Consider the following 17063-nt stretch of genomic DNA (forward strand, 5'->3'; position numbering starts at 1 on the left):
AATTATCAGACGCCATCAGAGTTTGCAGCACGGTGGCGAAATGGAAAATGTGAAGGTAAACAAACCGACCTTACTAACTGACGGTTGTATCTAACTCTGGGGGCAGGTCACTTGGTCCTTAATGAAACTGAGGTCATTCTATCATTGTTTGATTGTCTAACTCGAAGGCGAAAATAGTAGACGCCGTTACGCTGGTAAAGGTAGGTGTAGGAATTGAGCATGTACTGAGACCCTAGGTCCGCTCACTGTGTCAACATAAGGACGTAGCTTGGTCGCTACAGGGTTACAGTGTTGGTTACAGTGAGTAAAACTATCGGAAGGCTTAAAGCCGTATCCCTTAGGATTCAGTAAGTTGGAATACTTTAAGAAAGGTCATGGAGCGGGCGAAGGGAATCGAACCCTCGTATAGAGCTTGGGAAGCTCTCGTTCTACCATTGAACTACGCCCGCGAAGAGGTGCGAGAAGCATTATAGCCCTTACGCACCCTGTGACAAGCCTGCCGGATGCTGACTGGCGATAAAATAACCTTTTAGCACTTAGGTTTACTTCCCTGCGGCGGCAGGTAACGCAGCGGATCGATGGCCGTCGCCCGGTAGCGGATCTGGAAATGCAGCCGCACTGAGTCGGCATCCGTACTGCCCATGGTGGCAATTTGCTGGCCGGCCTTCACGCTCTGGCCATTATTCACCATTAGCTTATCGTTGTGGGCATAGGCGGTGATGTAATCCTCGCTGTGCTTAATCATGATCAGATTGCCATAGCCGCGCAGCTGATTGCCGACGTAGACCACCTTGCCCGCCCCGGCGGCATACACCGGCTGACCGCGGGTTCCGGCGATATCAATGCCTTTATTGCCGCCATCGGCGGTGGAATAAGGCAGGACCACTTTGCCGCTGGTCGGCCAGCGCCAGCAGCGCTGTCCCACCGGCGGCCAGGAGGACTGAGGTACTGCGGACGAAGGCGTGACCGCCGCGGTGCGCGTAGAGGAAGATTTTTTCTTCGTTGTCTTCGTTGAACTGCTGCCGTTAAGCTTCAGCTTCTGCCCCACCTCAATGGTGTAAGGCGGGGAGATGTTATTCAGGCGGGCCAGATCGCGAACGCTGGTGCCGGTGGTGCGGGAGATGCCATACAGGGTATCGCCGCGTTTAACGGTGTAGGTCGTACCGGAATCGGAGGTGCTGGAGCAGCCAGCCAGCGCCAGGCTTACCACCAGCATCAGTGTCATATAAACGCGTTTCATCATCAGGCATCCTGCACTTAACACAACCACTTACCTCGCAATCAGGGCGAATATCATACCAGTCCGCGGCGCAGGGCGTCATCCCTGATGGCAAAACCAATATCCCCTGGCCATCGGATATGGCCCGCGACGAACAGCGATTGCTGTTGGTGCCGCACGTCATGATGGTCTTCCCCAACATGCGGGTGGCCGCTCACAGAGCCGCCTCCAGGGCTTGTTTTGGTAATGCCTTTCTGCCATTTATGGGCTAACCTAGTGGCCTGAGTACATGACCCGGCGGGTTTGTGCCGGGTCTTTTTTTATTTTCAGGAGTCGTCATGGCCGGGGAACACGTCATTTTACTGGATGAGCAGGATCAGCCTGCCGGTATGCTGGAGAAGTATGCCGCCCATACGCTTGATACCCCTTTACATCTCGCGTTTTCCTGCTGGCTGTTTAACCAGCAGGGTCAGTTGCTGGTCACTCGTCGTTCGTTGGGCAAAAAAGCCTGGCCCGGGGTATGGACCAACTCGGTCTGCGGACACCCCCAGCAGGGCGAGACCTTCGAGCAGGCCGTCACGCGCCGCTGCCGCTTCGAACTCGGCGTGGAGATCGCCGATATCGCGCCGGTTCACCCGGCCTTCCGCTACCGGGCGGTCGCCCCAAACGGCATCGTTGAGAACGAAGTATGCCCGGTGTATGCCGCGCGCGTGGTGAGCGAAGTGCAGCCTAATGACGATGAAGTCATGGATTATCAGTGGGTTGACCTGGCAACGATGTTAAGCGCGCTGGCCGCCACGCCCTGGGCGTTTAGCCCGTGGATGGTGCTGGAAGCGGAAAATCGGGACGCCCGCCAGGCGCTGACCGACTTTGTTGCGCGTCTGCGCGGGTAAGCTGACTCGTCTCGCTGCCGCCACCACCCGGCGTAAAAAGCGGCGCCATAACGGTCATCGTTGCCTGGCGGCGCTACGCTTGCACAGGCCTACGGTTCTGCGCTGTTGCGTAGCCCGGATAAGGCGTTTACGCCGCTATCCGGGAGCCCCCGGCCTGCGCTGAGTCGGGTTACGCCAGCCTTCAGACCTCACGTCAGACATAAAAAAACCCGGCAAGCCGGGTTTTTTTGCAATGCACAAGACGCGATTATTTCTGCGGACGCATTGCCGGGAAGAGGATCACGTCGCGGATGGTGTGGCTGTTAGTGAACAACATCACCATGCGGTCGATACCAATACCCAGACCGGCGGTCGGAGGCAGGCCGTGCTCCAGCGCGGTCACGTAGTCTTCATCGTAGAACATTGCTTCGTCGTCGCCTGCGGCTTTCGCATCAACCTGATCCTGGAAGCGCTGCGCCTGGTCTTCGGCGTCGTTCAGCTCGCTAAAGCCGTTACCGATCTCACGGCCGCCAATGAAGAATTCAAAGCGGTCGGTGATTTCCGGGTTCACGTCGTTACGGCGCGCCAGCGGAGAAACTTCCGCCGGGTATTCGGTGATGAAGGTTGGCTGAATCAGGTGCGCTTCCGCCACTTCTTCGAAGATCTCGGTCACGATACGGCCCAGACCCCAGCTCTTCTCCACTTTGATGCCGATAGACTCAGCGATCGCTTTCGCGGAATCGAAGTTATCCAGATCCGCCATCTCGGTTTCCGGACGGTATTTCTTGATCGCTTCGCGCATGGTCAGTTTTTCAAACGGCTTGCCGAAGTCGAACACCTGGTCGCCGTAAGGCACTTCGGTGTTGCCGAGGATGTCCTGCGCCAGGGTGCGGAACAGGGATTCGGTCAGCTCAATCAGATCTTTGTAATCCGCATAAGCCATGTAGAGTTCCATCATGGTGAACTCTGGGTTATGACGAACGGAGATCCCTTCGTTACGGAAGTTACGGTTGATCTCGAAGACGCGTTCGAAGCCGCCCACCACCAGACGCTTGAGGTACAGTTCCGGCGCGATACGCAGGTACATGTCCAGATCCAGCGCGTTATGATGGGTGATGAACGGACGCGCGGAAGCGCCGCCCGGGATCACCTGCATCATCGGGGTTTCCACTTCCATAAAGCCGCGGCCAACCATGAACTGACGGATGCCCGCCAGGATCTGCGAACGCACTTTGAAGGTCTTGCGCGATTCATCGTTGGAGATCAGGTCGAGGTAACGCTGACGATAGCGCGCTTCCTGATCCTGCAGGCCATGGAACTTGTCCGGTAACGGGCGCAGGGCTTTGGTCAGCAGACGCAGCTCGGTGCAGTGGATAGACAACTCACCGGTTTTGGTCTTGAACAGCTTACCGCGGGCGGCAATGATGTCGCCGAGGTCCCATTTTTTGAACTGGTCGTTGTAAACGCCTTCCGCCAGATCGTCACGCGCCACGTACAGCTGGATGCGGCCGCCAACGTCCTGCAGGGTGACGAAGGACGCTTTACCCATGATACGACGGGTCATCATGCGGCCAGCCACGGCCACTTCAACGTTCAGCGCTTCCAGCTCTTCGTTTTCTTTGCCATCGAAGTCAGCGTGCAGTTGGTCAGAGGTATGGTCACGACGGAAATCGTTCGGGAAAGCAACGCCCTGCTCACGCAGCGCAGCCAGCTTCTCGCGACGGGTTTTCAGTTCATTATTAAGGTCAATTGCCGCGTCAGCGCCCTGTGCTTGTTGTTCAGACATGTTGGTTCCTCATAACCCTGCTTTCAAACTTGCTTCGATAAATTGGTCCAGGCTGCCGTCGAGCACCGCCTGAGTGTTGCGGGTTTCCACCCCGGTACGCAGATCTTTAATACGCGAGTCATCCAACACGTAAGAGCGGATCTGGCTGCCCCAGCCGATATCGGACTTGTTGTCTTCCATCGCCTGCTTCTCGGCATTTTTCTTCTGCATCTCCAGCTCATAAAGCTTCGCTTTCATCTGCTTCATGGCCTGGTCTTTGTTTTTGTGCTGCGAACGGTCGTTCTGGCACTGCGTTACCAACCCGGTCGGGATGTGGGTAATACGCACCGCGGATTCTGTACGGTTAACGTGCTGCCCACCGGCGCCGGAGGCGCGGTATACGTCAATGCGCAGGTCAGCCGGGTTAATTTCGATATCGATATCGTCTTCGACTTCCGGGTAAACGAACGCGGAGCTGAAGGAGGTATGACGGCGGCCGCCGGAATCGAACGGGCTCTTACGCACCAGACGATGAACGCCGGTTTCGGTACGCAGCCAGCCGTAGGCGTAATCACCAATGATCTTGATGGTCACGGATTTAATCCCTGCGACTTCACCTTCGGATTCTTCGATGATTTCGGTCTTAAAGCCGCGCGCTTCCGCCCAGCGCAGGTACATGCGCATCAGCATGCTGGCCCAGTCCTGGGCTTCGGTGCCGCCGGAACCGGCCTGAATATCAAGGTAGCAATCGGCGCTGTCGTATTCGCCGGAGAACATGCGGCGGAACTCAAGCTGCGCCAGCTTCTCTTCCAGCGTATCCAGCTCGGCGACGGCTTCGTTGAAGGTCTCTTCGTCGTCCGCTTCCACGGCCAGATCCAGCAGGCCGGCAACGTCTTCCAGCCCCTGGGACATCTGATCCAGGGTATCTACGATGGCTTCCAGGGAAGAACGCTCTTTACCCAGCGCCTGAGCGCGTTCAGGTTCGTTCCAGACGTCCGGCTGTTCCAGCTCGGCGTTTACTTCTTCGAGACGCTCTTTCTTGGCATCGTAGTCAAAGATACCCCCTAAGAACGTCGGAGCGCTCCGTGAGGTCCTGAATGCGGTTTTTTACCGGATTTATTTCAAACATGGTCGGTTTCTTTTAATGGATTTGTCAAAATGCGGTGATAAGAGCGGAATTCTACCGGATTCGCGCCCTTATTCATACACTGTTGTCAATTTGGCCAGAGGTGATCGATGATCAGCTGCAGGCTGCGGTTGCCGCGGAACTCATTGATGTCGAGCTTGTAGGCTAACTGGACTTCGCGCACGCCGTTGTCGGGCCAGATGGAAGTATCCACGTTGAAGGCGATACCGTCCAGCAGGGGGCCGCCGTCAACTGGCTCGACCATCACCTTCAGGTGACGCTCGCCCACCAGCCGCTGCTGCAGCAGACGGAAACGGCCGTCAAAGAGTGGTTCCGGGAACATCTGTCCCCACGGCCCGGCGTCGCGCAGCATCTGCGCTACTTCCATGCTCATCTCCGCCGCCGTCAGCGGGCCGTCGGAGACCACCTCGCCCTGCAACAGCGCGGGATCCAGCCACTCGGTCACCAGCTCGCCGAAGCGCTGCTGAAACTCCTCAAAGCGCGCCTCTTCCAGCGATAATCCTGCCGCCATCGCGTGGCCGCCGAACTTCAGGATCAGCCCCGGATAGAGCGTATCAAGGCGCTCCAGCGCATCGCGCATATGCAGCCCCTGAATGGAGCGGCCGGAGCCTTTCAGCGTGCCGTCGCCGGTGGGCGCAAAGGCGATCACCGGTCGGTGGAAACGTTCCTTAATTCGCGAGGCGAGGATGCCGACCACCCCCTGGTGCCACTGCGGATGGTACATCGCCAGCCCGCCGGGCAGGGTGTCGCTACTGCGTTCCAGCTGTTGACACAGGGTCAACGCTTCCGCCTGCATCCCCTGCTCGATCTCTTTGCGCGTCTGGTTGAGCGCGTCAAGCTCGTTGGCTAACACGCGCGCTTCGCCGATGTTATCGCACAGCAGCAGCGCGACGCCGACCGACATGTCGTCCAGCCGTCCCGCCGCGTTCAGGCGCGGCCCGAGGGCGAAACCGAGGTCGCTGGCCGCCAGCTTTTGCGGATCGCGGTTGGCAATCTCCAGCAGCGCCTTAATGCCGGGCCGGCACTTGCCGGCGCGAATGCGGCTTAACCCCTGCCAGGTGAGAATACGGTTGTTAGCATCCAGCGGCACGACGTCGGCAACGGTGCCAAGCGCCACCAAATCCAGCAGCTCGGCAAGGTTCGGCGCGGCGATGCCGCGGGCGTCGAACCAGCCGTTATCACGCAGAAAGGTGCGCAGCGCCAGCATCAGATAGAACGCCACCCCCACCCCGGCCAGCGATTTCGATGGGAAGTCGCAATCGCGCAGGTTAGGGTTAACGATGGCCTCCGCCGCCGGCAGCGTCTCCCCCGGCAGGTGGTGATCGGTCACCAGCACCGGGATCCCCAGGGCATGGGCATGATCGACGCCGGCATGGGACGAGATCCCATTGTCGACGGTCATGATCATCTGCGCGCCGCGGGCGTGAGCCTGATCGACCACTTCCGGGCTTAAGCCGTAGCCGTCTTCAAAACGGTTCGGCACCAGGTAGGAGACGTTGCCGTAGCCCAGCGCGCGCAGGGCCAGCACGCTGAGCGCGGTGCTGGTGGCGCCGTCGGCGTCAAAATCGCCGACCACGACAATGTGCAGCCCTTTCTGGAATGCGTCGTGCAGCATCCCGACCGCTTTTTCAACGCCGGTGAGCTGTGTCCAGGGGAGCATGCCTTTGACGCTGCGCTCCAGCTCCTGGGCGCTGCGCACCCCGCGGCTGGCATACAGCCGCTGCAGCAGCGGCGGCAGATCGGCGGGTAAATCGACGCCGTCAACCGCCTCGCGGCGGCGTAGTTGTATCTGTTGTTTCACGCGAATCAGTTACCGCTTGTCTGTTTTTTATGCTCGTCGAGGAACGCCTTCAGCTCTTTCGGCCCCTGATAGCCCGGCAGCACCATGCCGTTGCTGAGGACCATCGCCGGGGTGCCGTTGACGCCCATTTGCACGCCGAGGGTGTAATGTTTGGCGATATCCACGCTGCAGCTCGCCGGCTGCACGCCCTTGCCGTTCATGGCGTCATCCAGCGCTTGGTTGCGATCTTTCGCGCACCAGATGGCCTTCATGTCCTGCTCCGCCTGGCTCTGCAGTCCCTGGCGCGGGAAGGCCAGGTAGCGCACGGTGATCCCCAGCGCGTTGTAGTCGCTCATCTGCTCATGCAGCTTGTGGCAATAACCGCAGGTGATGTCGGTGAAGACGGTAATGACGTGTTGCTCCTTCGGCGCTTTGTAGACAATCATTTCGTTGCTCAGCGCGTTCAGCTTCCCCAGCAGCAGCTGGTTAGTGACGTTGACCGGCTGCGCGCCGCTCACGTCGTACATCGGCCCCTGGATGATGTGCTTGCCATCGTCGGTGACATACAGCACGCCGCTGTCGGTCAGCACCGTGCTCATCCCGGAAACCGGCGACGGTTGAATATCGGTGCTCTGTACACCCAGCTTCGCCAGCGACTGTTTAATTGCCGCGCTATCGGCATGCGCCGCCCCGGAAAGGGAAGCCGCCAGCAGGGTGAACATCAATAAACCTTTTTTCATACTCAGTCCTTTTATTCAGCACTCACGCCCGCGGGTGGTGCTGTTGATGAAGTTGTCGCAGACGCTCGGTCGCCACGTGGGTGTAAATCTGCGTGGTGGAGAGATCGCTGTGTCCTAACAGCATCTGCACCACACGCAGGTCGGCGCCATGATTGAGCAAATGCGTGGCGAACGCATGGCGCAACACGTGCGGGGAGAGCTTTTCGCTGTCGATCCCCGCCAGCACGGCATAGTGTTTAATCCGGTGCCAGAAGGTCTGGCGCGTCATCTGCTGGGCGCGCTGACTGGGAAATAAGACATCCGACGCCACGCCGTTCAGCAGCCAGGGGCGACCATACTCGAGGTAATTTTCCACCCACAGTACCGCCTCTTCCCCCAGCGGCACCAGCCGCTCTTTGTTGCCTTTCCCCACCACCCGCAGCACGCCCTGTCGCAGGCTGATGTCGCTCATCGTCAGCCCCACCAGCTCCGAAACGCGCAGGCCGGTGGCATACAGCACCTCCAGCATCGCTTTATCGCGCAATTCCAGCGGCTGCTCCACCAGCGGGGCCTGCAGCAGACGCTCAACCTGCGCCTCACTGAGATCCTTCGGCAGCCGCTGCGGCAGCTTTGGCGAGGCCAGCAGCGCGCTGGGGTCGTCCGGGCGAATTTTTTCCCGGTACAGATGCTGGAAGAAGCGACGCACAGCGCTCAGCAGGCGCGCGGTGCTGGTGGCTTTATAGCCGCCGGACTGCCGCTCGGCCAGCAGCGCCTGCAGGTCGTCGCTGCCGACGCTTGCCAGCGACAGACCGCGATGGTGCAGCCACTCCACGAGCATCGTCAAATCACGACGATAGGCGCTGAGCGTATTCTCCGCCAGGTTGCGCTCCAGCCAAAGGGCATCGAGAAACTGTTCGATTAGTGCCAGATCCTGTTTCACATCGGCCTCTTTGTTCGTTAAACGCTCTCATTATGCCTTAAGAGGACGCCTTTCTGGTACACTGCCCGCCATTCACGGCAAGAATCGAGATGTTTACGCGATGAATATAGGTCTGTTTTACGGCTCCAGTACCTGCTATACCGAAATGGCCGCGGAGAAAATCCGCGATATCATCGGCCCCGAGCTGGTGACGCTGCACAATCTGAAAGATGACTCCCCCGCGCTGATGAGCCAGTACGACGTACTGATCCTCGGCATCCCGACCTGGGATTTCGGCGAAATTCAGGAAGACTGGGAAGCGGTCTGGGACCAGCTGGACACCCTGGACCTGGAGGGCAAAATCGTCGCGCTCTACGGCATGGGCGATCAGTTGGGCTACGGCGAATGGTTCCTTGACGCGCTGGGCATGCTGCATGACAAGCTGGCGACCAAAGGCGTGAAGTTTGTCGGCTACTGGCCAACCGAAGGCTATGAGTTCACCAGCCCGAAACCGGTGATCGCGGATGGCCAACTGTTCGTTGGCCTGGCGCTGGATGAAACCAACCAGTACGACCTGAGCGACGAGCGCATCCAGAGCTGGTGCGAGCAGATCCTCGGCGAAATGGCCGAACACTTTTCCTGACGCGGCTTACTCCTGCGCCGGTTTTTGCAGCACCAGCCGGCGCAGATCGCGCCACTCTCCGGCGTCCATGCTGTCCGCCGCCAGCCAAAGATGCTGTCCGCGCCGGGTATCGACATGGCGCAAACGCAGCAGCATACCGCTATTGATAACCCACGGCGTCCCGAGGATCTCCCAGTCGGCGTTTTGCCAGCGCAGCCGGGAATCGGTGAGCAGTTTTATCTCCCCGCGACGGGCATGGATCCGTCGCTGGCTGCGCACACAGTCAAAGACCACCAGCGACAGCAGCAGCAGCCAGATCGGGGTGTAGCTTAACGGCCAGGGAACCAGCAGCACCAGCGCCGCCACAACGCCGTGGAGCAGCAGAGAAAACCACTGCGCGCGCCAGGAGATACGGAGATCAGATTGCCACAGGACCACGTTCCCGATTCCGTGTCTGAATTAAGGTTACCATCCGCTGCAGCTCCGCATCGGCCGGTTTGCCATGGTTCATCAGCCAGTTGAATAGATCCGGATCGTCATTTTCCAGCAGGCGAATGAACAGCTGTTTGTCAGCGTCGCTGAGGGTATCGTACTCATACTCAAAGAACGGCATGATGGAGATGTCGAGTTCGCGCATCCCGCGGCGGCATGCCCAGTGGATACGAGCTTTATTGTTAATGTCCATGTTGACCTTCCAGCAGCAAAATATTGGTTAGTTTAACCCGTTTTCTGCCGTAACTTTACAGGAATATCGCTGAATGCGAGCATCCTTCCATAAAAACCATAAAATAATGATGGGCTTATTGTTTTCCCGCGCCGGGCCTTCACCAAACGTCAGCGCACAAATGGCCTGTTGAAAGCACTTGCAATGCACTATAGCTCTTTTACCATTGGTCACACACACTGCGTTAAGCGATTCAGGATATGACTATGGCTTTTACACCTTTTCCTCCGCGTCAGCCTTCCTCTTCCGCTCGTCTGCCGTTAACGCTGATGACCCTGGATGACTGGGCGCTGGCGACAATTAGCGGACCGGACAGCGAAAAATATCTGCAGGGGCAGATTACCGCCGATGTGAGCAGTCTCACCGATGCTCAGCATCTGCTTGCCGCCCACTGTGACGCCAAAGGCAAGATGTGGAGCAACCTGCGCGTATTCCGTCGCGACGGCGGCTTCGCGTGGATTGAACGCCGCAGCCTGCGCGACGCGCAGCTGACCGAGCTGAAAAAATATGCCGTCTTCTCCAAAGTCACCATCGCCGCCAACGACGATCTGGTTCTGCTGGGGGTGGCCGGCTTCCAGGCGCGCGCCGCGCTGGCGCCGCTGTTCGCCGCTCTGCCCGACGCCGCCACTCCGGTGGTCAGCGAAGGCGCCACCAGCCTGCTGTGGTTTGAACACCCGGGCGAGCGCTTCCTGCTGGTGACCGATGTCGACACCGCCAACCGCGTCACCGACGCGTTGCGCGGCGAAGCGCAGCTCAACAACAGCCAGCAGTGGCTGGCGCTGAATATTGAAGCCGGTCTACCGGTTATCGACAGCGCCAACAGCGGGCAGTTCATTCCGCAGGCCACCAACCTGCAGGCGCTGGGCGGCATCAGCTTCAAAAAAGGCTGCTACACCGGTCAGGAGATGGTGGCGCGGGCGAAATACCGCGGCGCCAATAAGCGCGCGCTGTGGACGCTGTCAGGTACCGCCAGCCGGGTGCCGGAAGCCGGGGAAGACCTGGAGCTGAAGATGGGCGACAACTGGCGCCGCACCGGTACGGTGCTGGCAGCCGTACAGTTGGATGACGGAAGCCTGATGGTCCAGGTAGTGATGAATAATGACATGGAACCGGACAGCGTGTTCCGCGTGCGCGACGATGCCGGCAGTCTGAGCATCAAACCATTGCCGTATTCGCTGGAAGAAGATTAAGGAAAAGTTCCCGGCTTGCGGCGCTTGCGCCTTAGCCGGGCTACCCGGCCGCAGAGTATCGTAGCCACGGTAAGCGCAGCGCCACCGTGGGATGTTTATCAGGACTGGCCGATGTAAAGATAGATCGCCAGGAAGTGACACACGCTGCCGCCGAGCACGAAGCCGTGCCAGATAGCGTGGTTATAGGGAATACGTTTGCAGACGTAGAAGATGACCCCCAGTGAGTACACCACCCCGCCAACCGCCAGCAGCGTTACGCCACCCACCGCCAGCTTCACCGCCAGCTGATAGACCACAATAAGCGACAGCCAGCCCATCGTCAGATAGGTCACCAGCGACAGAATTTTAAAGCGGTGCGCGATGGTCAGCTTAAACAGGATCCCCAGCAGCGCCAGGCTCCAGATGACGATCATCAGCCCCTTCGCCAGCGGCGAGTTCAGCCCCACCAGCAAAAACGGCGTATAGGTCCCGGCGATTAACAAGTAGATAGCGCAGTGGTCGAATTTCTTCAGCCACTGTTTCGCCCGCTGATGCGGGATCGCGTGATAGAGCGTGGAGGCGAGGAACAGCATAATCATGCTGCCGCCGTACAGGCTGTAGCTGGTGATCGCCGTCGCGCTGGCGTTGGTGTCCACCGCCTGCACCAGCAATAGCACGAGCCCGACGATACCGAACACCAGCCCGATCCCGTGGCTGATGCTGTTGGCAACTTCCTCTGCCAGAGAATATCCCTGAGTGATTAATGGTTTGCGCACCATATTGGACTCCTGAAAACAAGAACGCTTTCATTGCTCACTTAGGGTAACTGAGAATGATTCCAGTGAACACCTGTTAGCTAAAATAAAAAGATGTATATTTGTAAATACATTAAAATCAAAAGGTTAAATTTTTATTTCAACTCACAGCTGTTCCTGCTTACCTTAAAGCGTTTTGAATTCAATGACATAAAACTGGCTCTCGCCAGGATAGATGTCGCTGATGACCTGCCGCAGCTGCCCCAGGGTCATATTCTCCTGTTGAGCATGCTGTTCAGTCAGCGTATCGAGGGTCACTGTCGAGGTCGCGGTCACGGCGATGGTGCAAAAATAGCCGTCGTCTTCATAGCGCCCAACGCGCAGCACATCGCCGACCTTAAAGTGCGACTCCGCCGCATCGCGAATAGTAATGGTTTTGCGCCCGGCGAGGATGTCGTTCTGAAAACGCTGAAAAAAGGTAATGTCATTGGCCTGCATGATATAATTCCGTCCTGGTCATTATGAATTGTGAGTTCGCCCTGTGAGTATGTTCTCCCACGCCGCTGTCGCCAGTCTCAATAATCTTGAGATGATGGTCTACCACTACGTCATAAAGAATCGCGACAAAGTGATGTACATGACCATCCGCGAACTGGCCGAAGCCGCCGGCGTCTCCACCACCACCGTGTTGCGCTTCTGCCGCAAACTGCAGTGCGAGGGCTACTCTGAATTTCGCGTACGTTTTAAATTATATCTTGAGCAGAACGAGCCTCAACAGGCAAATATCGGCGCCAGTGAAATCATGAGCTTTTTTAAAAGCGTTAATAATGACGAGTTCGATGGATTACTAGACCAGGCCGTCGATATTATTCTCGCCTCAGAACGTATTATTTTTGTCGGCGCCGGCACCTCGGGCGCGCTGGCGAAATATGGCGCCCGTTTCTTCTCCAACGTCGGTAAATTCAGCAACCATATTGACGACCCCTATTTTCCGGTAACCAACGATATGGCCCGCAACGCGCTGGCGATCGTGCTTTCCGTCTCCGGCGAAACAGAAGAGATCCTGCGTTTCGCCAGCCAGTTCAGCCTGCATCATTGCAAGGTGATGTCGATTACCAGTCACGAGCATTCGCGGCTGGCCAAACTGGCCGATTTCAATCTCTCCTGGCACGTCCCGCAGACCCGCATTGGCGGCGTCTACGATATTACCACGCAAATTCCAGTGATCTATATTCTCGAATCCCTCGGACGTAAATTAGCGCGCAAAATCAGCTAAAAATAACAGCCTGTTTTTTTGATGTAACATATTACCTTTGGCGGAATTTGTTATATCGTGACATTCAATTTCACTTTGCTAGACTCGAGCGCAATAGTTATTAGAGAGATTAGCCAGGATGAAAAAATTAACCCTTCCGAAAGATTTTTTATGGGGCGGCGCGGTTGCCGCGCATCAGGTTGAAGGCGGCTGGGATCAGGGCGGCAAAGGCCCCAGCATCTGCGACGTGCTGACCGGCGGGGCGCACGGCGTGCCGCGTGAAATCACCCACCAGGTGGAAGCCGGCAAATATTACCCCAACCACCAAGCGGTCGATTTCTACGGCCGCTACAAAGAAGACATCAAACTGTTCGCCGAGATGGGCTTCAAATGCTTCCGCACCTCCATCGCCTGGACCCGCATCTTCCCGCAGGGTGACGAAACCCAGCCGAATGAAGAGGGACTGAAGTTCTACGACGACATGTTCGACGAGCTGCTGAAATACAACATCGAGCCGGTGATCACCCTCTCCCACTTCGAGATGCCCCTGCACCTGGTGCAGCAGTACGGCGGCTGGACCAACCGCAAAGTGGTCGATTTCTTTGTGCGCTTTGCCGAAGTGGTTTTCGAGCGCTATAAGCACAAAGTGAAATACTGGATGACCTTCAACGAGATCAACAACCAGCGCAACTGGCGCGCGCCGCTGTTCGGCTACTGCTGCTCCGGGGTGGTCTATACCGAGCATGACAATCCGGAAGAGACCATGTACCAGGTGCTGCACCATCAGTTCGTCGCCAGCGCGCTGGCGGTGAAAGCGGCGCGGCGCATCAACCCGGACATGCAGGTCGGCTGCATGCTGGCGATGGTCGCCCTCTACCCTTACTCCTGCAAACCGGAAGATGTCATGTTTGCCCAGGAGTCGATGCGCGAGCGCTACGTCTTTACCGACGTCCAACTGCGCGGTTACTACCCGAGCTATGTGCTGAATGAGTGGGAGCGCCGCGGCTTCAACATCAAGATGGAAGATGGCGATGCGCAGATCCTGCGCGAAGGCACTTGCGCTTACCTCGGCTTCAGCTACTACATGACCAACGCGGTGAAAGCCGAAGGCGGCACCGGCGACGCCATTTCCGGCTTCGAAGGCAGCGTGCCGAACCCGCACGTCAAAGCCTCCGACTGGGGCTGGCAGATTGACCCGGTCGGTCTGCGCTATTCCCTGTGTGAACTGTATGAGCGCTACCAGAAGCCGCTGTTTATCGTCGAGAACGGCTTTGGCGCCTACGATAAAGTCGAAGCCGACGGCAGCATCAACGATGACTACCGCATCGACTATCTGCGCGCCCACATCGAAGAGATGATCAAAGCGGTCACTTATGACGGCGTCGATCTGATGGGCTATACCCCATGGGGCTGCATCGACTGCGTCTCCTTCACTACCGGGCAGTACAGCAAACGCTACGGCTTCATCTACGTCAACAAACACGACGACGGCACCGGCGACATGTCCCGCTCGCGCAAGAAGAGCTTTAACTGGTACAAAGAAGTCATCGCCAGCAACGGCGAGAATCTGTAATTGACCGCCCTCTCCCGGCCGGGAGAGGGCAAATCGCTTATCTGCCAGACACTTCTTTACAGCTTTACCATTGCCAAAACGCGTTCGCCCGATAAGATAGGCCTCGTGAATATTTGAGGCGCTCATGATTAAGCGACAACGCAAAGCCATTCTTTTTGTCCTCCTGGCCTGTCTGGTGGTGCTGGTCTGCACCGCCCAGCGAATGGCCGGGATGCACGCGCTGGTCATGAACCTCACCGCCGACAGCCCGTCACTACAGCAAACCCAGGATAAAGCCGACGCGCCGGTCACGCCGTGCGAACTCAGCGCCAAGTCGCTGATGGCCGTCCCGCCGATGCTGTTTGAAGGGGCGCTGCTGGCTATCACCCTGCTGCTGGCGGTGCTGGCGGCGATCCCGCCGCGTATCGAGCGCCAGTGGCCTCCCCGCGTTATCTCCCCGCCCCGATTGCGGGTGCATCTGCGATTATGCGTCTTCCGTGAGTGACTGATTTTCCTGACAGTTCAGGTTAATTCATCATTTATGGAGCAAATTTATGTCTATGTTATTCAGGCGACTACTGGTCTGCCTGCTTTGGCTATGGCTGCCCGTCAGTCAGGCCGCCGACAGCGGCTGGCTACGCGCCGCCGACAATCAACACGCCAGCGTCCGCCTGCGGGCGCAAACCGAGAGCAATGGCGATACCCGCCTGCTTTTAGACGTGGCGCTGGAAAAGGGCTGGAAAACCTACTGGCGCTCGCCGGGGGAAGGCGGCATCGCGCCGGCTATCGCCTGGCACACGCCGCTGGAGGTTGACTGGCGCTGGCCGACGCCGCAGCGCTTCGACGTCGCGGGCATTTCCACTCAGGGCTATCACGGTGACGTCAGCTTCCCGATGACGCTGCGCGGGAAGATACCACCGACGCTCAGCGGCGTACTGACGTTATCCACCTGCAGCAATGTCTGCATTCTTACTGACTATCCCTTTTCGCTGGATATGACGGCCCCGCCAGGGGAGGGTTTTGGCTACGATTTCACCCGCGCGATGGGCACGCTGCCGCTGGGCGATGGTCTGACTTCGCAGCTGACCGCCAGCTACGTCAGCGGCAAACTGACGGTGACCGCTCGCCGCGATGCCGGCTGGCAGCAGCCAGCGCTGTTTATCGACAGCATGGAGGATGTCGATTTCGGCAAGCCGAGCTTTACCAGCCGCGGCGATACGCTGACCGCCACCATACCGGTCACCGATAGCTGGGGCGAAGCGGCACCGGATCTGCGCGGTAAAACCTTGTCGCTGGTGCTGGCGGATAGCGGCCAGGCGCAGGAAAGCCAGATCGCCATCAGCGCCGGCAGCGCCGCGCCGGAGCTGACGTTAGGCTGGGTGCTGCTGATGGCGTTGGCCGGGGGGCTTATCCTCAATGTGATGCCTTGCGTGCTGCCAGTGCTGGCCATGAAGCTCGGCTCGCTGGTGCAAACCGAACATCGCGAACGCGGCGCGGTACGCCGACAGTTCCTCGCCTCGGCGTGCGGGATCGTCGTCTCGTTCCTGGCGCTGGCGCTGATGATGACCGCGCTACGCCTGGGGAATCAGGCGCTCGGCTGGGGGATCCAGTTCCAGAGCCCGTGGTTTATCGGCGCCATGGCGCTGGTGATGATCCTGTTCAGCGCCAGTCTGCTGGGGCTGTTCGAAATCCGCCTCTCCTCCAGCGCCAGCACCTTCCTCGCCACCCGCGGCGGCAACGGCTTAATGGGCCATTTCTGGCAGGGCGCCTTCGCCACCCTGCTGGCGACCCCCTGCACCGCGCCGTTCCTTGGCACCGCCGTGTCGGTGGCGCTGGTGGCCCCCCTGCCGCTGCTGTGGGGCATTTTCTTCGCCATGGGGATCGGCATGAGCCTGCCGTGGCTGCTGATCGTTGCCTGGCCGGGGCTGGCGCAACGACTGCCACGTCCCGGCCGCTGGATGAATCATCTGCGCGTACTGCTGGGGCTAATGATGCTTGGTTCAGCGCTATGGCTGGTCAGCCTGCTGACGATCCACATCGGCCGTACGCCGGTGCTTACCCTGCTGGTAATTCTGGCCATCGCCCTGCTGCTGGCCACCGCCTGGCGCTACCGCTGGCGGACGGCGCTGCGCGCGGGCGCCCTGGCCATCGTAGTGGCGGGCGCCGTCGCCTTAGTCTCCCGATCTGACGGCGAGGGCCCGCGCCGCGACCGGGTTAACTGGCAGCCGCTCAGCGAGCAGGCTATCGCCAGCGCCCTGGCGGAACATAAGCGGGTGTTTATTGATGTCACCGCCGACTGGTGCGTGACCTGTAAAGCCAATAAATACAACGTGCTGCTGCGCGATGACGTCCAGCAGGCGCTGTTAGCGCCGGACGTGGTCGCCCTGCGCGGCGACTGGAGCCGACCCTCCGCCACGATTAGTCAGTTTTTAACCACTCGCGGCAGCGCTGCGGTGCCGTTTAACCAGATTTACGGACCGGGATTGCCGCAGGGAGAGATCCTGCCTGCGCTGTTAGATCGCGAACACCTTCTCGCCACCCTGTCCGTCGCCCAAGGAAAATAAC

Annotated in this window: 17 protein-coding genes and 1 tRNA gene; 7 read left to right on the forward strand and 11 right to left on the reverse strand. The window is 58.7% G+C overall.

The genetic code is table 11. The annotated features are described in order from the left end of the window. Positions 1 to 375 precede the first annotated feature (375 nt). Both ACQUTI_RS17215 and actS read right to left on the reverse strand, forming a co-directional pair. A tRNA-Gly gene (locus tag ACQUTI_RS17215) sits at positions 376 to 449 on the reverse strand. An 80-nt stretch (positions 450 to 529) separates the two neighbouring features. After that, on the reverse strand, positions 530 to 1243 hold the full coding sequence (actS, locus tag ACQUTI_RS17220) for an amidase activator ActS (RefSeq protein ID WP_017899801.1): 714 nt from the start codon (positions 1241 to 1243) through the stop codon (positions 530 to 532). Positions 1244 to 1557: 314 nt separating this feature from the next. Here actS and idi point away from each other — a divergent pair, with 314 nt between their 5' ends. After that, positions 1558 to 2112: an isopentenyl-diphosphate Delta-isomerase gene (gene idi, locus ACQUTI_RS17225; protein ID WP_004205328.1), complete on the forward strand. Its 555-nt coding sequence runs from the start codon at positions 1558 to 1560 to the stop codon at positions 2110 to 2112. A gap of 247 nt (positions 2113 to 2359) precedes the next feature. Here the strand turns inward: idi and lysS are convergent, their stop codons facing one another. The 5 genes from lysS to xerD form a co-directional block, all read right to left on the reverse strand. Beyond that, a complete protein-coding gene (gene lysS, locus ACQUTI_RS17230) occupies positions 2360 to 3877 on the reverse strand; it encodes a lysine--tRNA ligase (protein ID WP_002916299.1) in 1518 nt (505 codons plus the stop codon). Between the two features lie 9 nt (positions 3878 to 3886). Beyond that, a protein-coding gene (gene prfB, locus ACQUTI_RS17235) for a peptide chain release factor 2 (protein ID WP_095858446.1) occupies positions 3887 to 4985 on the reverse strand; the annotation gives its coding sequence in 2 pieces (ribosomal slippage) (positions 3887 to 4909 and positions 4911 to 4985; 1098 coding nt in all). An 85-nt stretch (positions 4986 to 5070) separates the two neighbouring features. Continuing rightward, positions 5071 to 6804: a single-stranded-DNA-specific exonuclease RecJ gene (gene recJ, locus ACQUTI_RS17240; RefSeq protein ID WP_004205327.1), complete on the reverse strand. Its 1734-nt coding sequence runs from the start codon at positions 6802 to 6804 to the stop codon at positions 5071 to 5073. A 5-nt stretch (positions 6805 to 6809) separates the two neighbouring features. After that, positions 6810 to 7523, reverse strand: coding sequence for a bifunctional protein-disulfide isomerase/oxidoreductase DsbC (dsbC, locus tag ACQUTI_RS17245; RefSeq protein ID WP_004205326.1), 714 nt, complete (start codon positions 7521 to 7523; stop codon positions 6810 to 6812). Positions 7524 to 7545: 22 nt separating this feature from the next. Further along, positions 7546 to 8442 carry a site-specific tyrosine recombinase XerD gene (gene xerD / locus ACQUTI_RS17250; RefSeq protein WP_004144729.1) on the reverse strand — a complete coding sequence of 299 codons (897 nt, stop codon included), beginning with the start codon at positions 8440 to 8442 and terminating at the stop codon, positions 7546 to 7548. Between the two features lie 100 nt (positions 8443 to 8542). Between xerD and fldB the strand changes: the two genes are divergently transcribed. Continuing rightward, positions 8543 to 9064 (forward strand): flavodoxin FldB, encoded by a 522-nt coding sequence (fldB, locus tag ACQUTI_RS17255; RefSeq protein ID WP_004205324.1) that lies wholly within the window; start codon positions 8543 to 8545, stop codon positions 9062 to 9064. Positions 9065 to 9070: 6 nt separating this feature from the next. Here fldB and ACQUTI_RS17260 read toward each other — a convergent pair whose 3' ends face one another. Further along, positions 9071 to 9481 carry a protein YgfX gene (locus tag ACQUTI_RS17260; RefSeq protein WP_004205323.1) on the reverse strand — a complete coding sequence of 137 codons (411 nt, stop codon included), beginning with the start codon at positions 9479 to 9481 and terminating at the stop codon, positions 9071 to 9073. Continuing rightward, positions 9462 to 9728, reverse strand: coding sequence for an FAD assembly factor SdhE (gene sdhE / locus ACQUTI_RS17265; protein ID WP_002916312.1), 267 nt, complete (start codon positions 9726 to 9728; stop codon positions 9462 to 9464). The genes ACQUTI_RS17260 and sdhE overlap by 20 nt, the downstream gene beginning before the upstream one ends. A gap of 245 nt (positions 9729 to 9973) precedes the next feature. Here sdhE and ygfZ point away from each other — a divergent pair, with 245 nt between their 5' ends. Continuing rightward, positions 9974 to 10957, forward strand: coding sequence for a tRNA-modifying protein YgfZ (ygfZ, locus tag ACQUTI_RS17270; RefSeq protein ID WP_122542307.1), 984 nt, complete (start codon positions 9974 to 9976; stop codon positions 10955 to 10957). Positions 10958 to 11055: 98 nt separating this feature from the next. On the opposite strand, the gene trhA is transcribed toward ygfZ, so the two are convergent. Next, the gene (trhA, locus tag ACQUTI_RS17275; protein WP_004205319.1) at positions 11056 to 11715 is read right to left on the reverse strand and encodes a PAQR family membrane homeostasis protein TrhA; all 660 of its coding nucleotides are present in this window, start codon (positions 11713 to 11715) and stop codon (positions 11056 to 11058) included. Between the two features lie 162 nt (positions 11716 to 11877). Then, complete coding sequence (gene yqfB / locus ACQUTI_RS17280) at positions 11878 to 12189, reverse strand: N(4)-acetylcytidine aminohydrolase (RefSeq protein ID WP_004205318.1); 312 nt, start codon at positions 12187 to 12189, stop codon at positions 11878 to 11880. Positions 12190 to 12238: 49 nt separating this feature from the next. On the opposite strand from yqfB, the gene ACQUTI_RS17285 reads away from it, so the two are divergent. The 4 genes from ACQUTI_RS17285 (at position 12239) to ACQUTI_RS17300 (ending at position 17062) form a co-directional block, all read left to right on the forward strand. Beyond that, on the forward strand, positions 12239 to 12967 hold the full coding sequence (locus ACQUTI_RS17285) for a MurR/RpiR family transcriptional regulator (RefSeq protein ID WP_004205316.1): 729 nt from the start codon (positions 12239 to 12241) through the stop codon (positions 12965 to 12967). A gap of 118 nt (positions 12968 to 13085) precedes the next feature. Next, positions 13086 to 14519, forward strand: a complete 1434-nt coding sequence (gene bglA, locus ACQUTI_RS17290) for a 6-phospho-beta-glucosidase BglA (protein ID WP_004205314.1) — start codon at positions 13086 to 13088, stop codon at positions 14517 to 14519. A gap of 124 nt (positions 14520 to 14643) precedes the next feature. Continuing rightward, on the forward strand, positions 14644 to 15003 hold the full coding sequence (locus tag ACQUTI_RS17295; RefSeq protein ID WP_017899797.1) for a hypothetical protein: 360 nt from the start codon (positions 14644 to 14646) through the stop codon (positions 15001 to 15003). Positions 15004 to 15052: 49 nt separating this feature from the next. Beyond that, entirely contained in the window at positions 15053 to 17062 is a 2010-nt protein-coding gene (locus ACQUTI_RS17300; protein ID WP_004205310.1) for a protein-disulfide reductase DsbD family protein, read from the forward strand. Position 17063 lies beyond the last annotated feature (1 nt).

It is taken from the genome of Klebsiella sp. 7-CIP_Kleb. (genome assembly GCF_050378655.1).
GTDB lineage: Bacteria > Pseudomonadota > Gammaproteobacteria > Enterobacterales > Enterobacteriaceae > Klebsiella > Klebsiella quasipneumoniae.